Below are 2,681 nucleotides of genomic sequence, written 5' to 3'. Positions count from 1 at the left end.
TATGATGATAGGTAAGGCTTTGATGTAATCTCCACCTTTTCCCCCACCTCACACCGTACGTGCTAGTTTCCTAGCATACGGCGTTCCATCGTTTCCAACTGACTTTAAAATCAAATTATGTTACTATCGGTTCATTTCCAGCTTTAGTTCTTAGCACATTCAGTTTATCCATTTGTTTCTTGTTAAGTTTAAAAGACCGAAGGTAATGTGTAATCTTATTAAGATTCGTCATGTGAATCAGTTTGTGTATAAACCAATCTACAATTACCAAGTTGTTGTACTTGTCATCCCCACCTTGTTTAATGGGAACAATGTGATGACAATGAACACGTTCAATACCAATTTCCTCACCAGTTACATAACACTTACCATATTGAGCAACGTATTTTGATATCCTATTATCGTTGTACTCAATACTTTTATTCTTCGAATAAGTCCTCATAACTTGGTTGAGAACATCCTTAGGTATTGCCTTAAGATTACTATGTACTTTATTACGCCCCGTTTCCGTATAGTTACAGATAACCTGCGAAAAATTCCACGGGTTTTTATGATGTATTCCTGTAACTGGTAAGAGTGGAGTGTTCTGTACAACGTAAATCTTAGTGTTAGGTTGTATTCCTTTGGTCTTCCTTTTAAAATTCACAGATGTTTCACAGAACTTCATGTGCTTCATATTGTTTCTAAGTCTGGTTCTTATGACTCTTCGCAGAGAGTAATTTACCTCCGTTAAATCCATGTAAATTGTAACCGCATATTTAAAGTAATTTTGTATACCAAGAAGGGTTGAATTAAATTGAGTAACTTTCTCTGAAGTGGGCTCCTTTTGAATTCCTTTGATTCGTTCTTTTAGTTGTCTTTTAGCTTTTGTAATAGCTTTGTCGGACATACTGGTTTTTGCAATATATCCAAATTTAGCTTTACCTTGTTTAACCACTTTGATTTTGAATCCAAGGAAAACTGACGAGTTTTTCTTGAGATTAACCACTTTGGACTTTTTGGGGTTAATTTCTAATCCCAAGCGGGATTTGAGAAAATCAACTGTCGCATGATAAAAGCGTTGTGCTTCATCATAAGTCCGACACATTATTTTGAAGTCATCCGCGTATCTCACTACATAACCACATTTTAGATTCGTGTACTTCCTAGCATATTGTCGAAACCCTAAATGCCGAGTAGAGATTCTGTGAGGTTTGTAGGTTTCCCATTGGCTACTTATCCACCAATCAAGTTCATTTAGAACAATGTTGGAAAGTAAAGGAGAAATAATTCCTCCTTGCGGAGTACCCTTATTGGGAATACCCTCTCCTTCTATCTCAGATTTAAGGATTTTTGAAATAACACATAGAAGTGATTTGTCTCTTATTCCCAGAGTCCACATTTGCCTTAATAGCTTTTTGTGGCATACATTATCAAAGAACCCCTTAATGTCAATATCAACACAGTAGTGTTGGTGACCTATGTTAATAAGACTTACAACTCTACTTAGTGCATGGTGTGTACTTCTGTTCGGTCTAAATCCATAACTATGGTTATGAAACTTAGCTTCACAAATAGGTTCCAATACTTGGAGGATAGATTGTTGTACTAATCTGTCCCAAATTGTTGGAATCCCCAGGGGTCGCTTCTTATCACTGCCCTCTTTTGGGATAAGGACTCTTTTAACTGCTTGTGGTTGATAGTTATTTAATCGTTTCCTAACTTCATGAATAATCTTTGTATCGTTTAGGTGCCAAATATCTTTAATGGTTAAATTGTCAACTCCAGCCGTGTTACTCCCCTTATTAGTTTTGATGTTGCGGTATGCTAATCTAATATTTTCTTCCGAACCGATAATATCAATTAATTTATAGAAATTGTTACCATTAAGGCTATTAGAATATAACTCATCATACTTTCTTTGCATGTCGTAATATTCACTGTGCCTTAGTTTAGTTTTCTTTAACATGGGCTGTAACCTCCCCTTATTTACTGGAGGTTTACATCTCTTTAGTCTTACTCGAAACCATGTCAACCATAAGTAACAGTCAGTTTTCAATCGACTAGTGGCTATCCCTCCACGTTCATTACACGTTTCATAGGTACTGTGCCACCACTTTCACTGTCATAAACCTAGGTTATACAATTTACAATTGTTTTCCCTAGAACCACTTCATCGGAAGCAAGCCCTCAGTGTTGACAGCTTACCACGTTCCGTCATTCCTATCTGTGCATATACCGTTAGGTTTCTCCTATGAGCCTGCTACCTTGATATTGCCTGTAACAATATATGGACTTTCATAAAGGCGAGTTTTACTCATCCACAGTAGCGACACTAATTGTGTCAGTAAGCCTTTCGACTTACTTCCGATATAGACCCGTACCATCAGAGATTCGTCCGCACATACCATACTCTATTGGTTCATAGTGCATACTAACCATAGGTAATTTATAGACTTCCGGTTTATAGGTTACACCACCCACCTCTGAGTGACTTTCGTATCCTATAGGATTACGGTAACTCTCAACCGACTTCACCGAGCTTCATACAGTTCAGTTCTTGCTAACTTCACTGCATGTCGGAGTATTAAAGGAAGCCCTTCAAGGCGTTACCCTATCATTTGACTTCTTGGAATGACAGTTCACTGTTGAACTGTAAGTTCGACAATGCCTAAGCTTTTCACTTAGGAACGTGTCGCACC

1 protein-coding gene is annotated in these 2,681 nt (G+C 37.6%); it reads right to left on the bottom strand.

What is annotated here, in order from left to right:
* Positions 1-115 precede the first annotated feature (115 nt).
* On the bottom strand, positions 116-1,948 hold the full coding sequence (ltrA, locus tag PDQ33_RS28630) for a group II intron reverse transcriptase/maturase (RefSeq protein WP_000914978.1): 1,833 nt from the start codon (positions 1,946-1,948) through the stop codon (positions 116-118).
* Positions 1,949-2,681 lie beyond the last annotated feature (733 nt).

Origin of the sequence: Bacillus cereus group sp. Bc031, assembly GCF_027716265.1 — a bacterium.
GTDB lineage: Bacteria > Bacillota > Bacilli > Bacillales > Bacillaceae_G > Bacillus_A > Bacillus_A paranthracis.
Note: the sequence above shows the minus strand (reverse complement) of the source record. Positions and strands in the feature narration are given on the sequence as shown.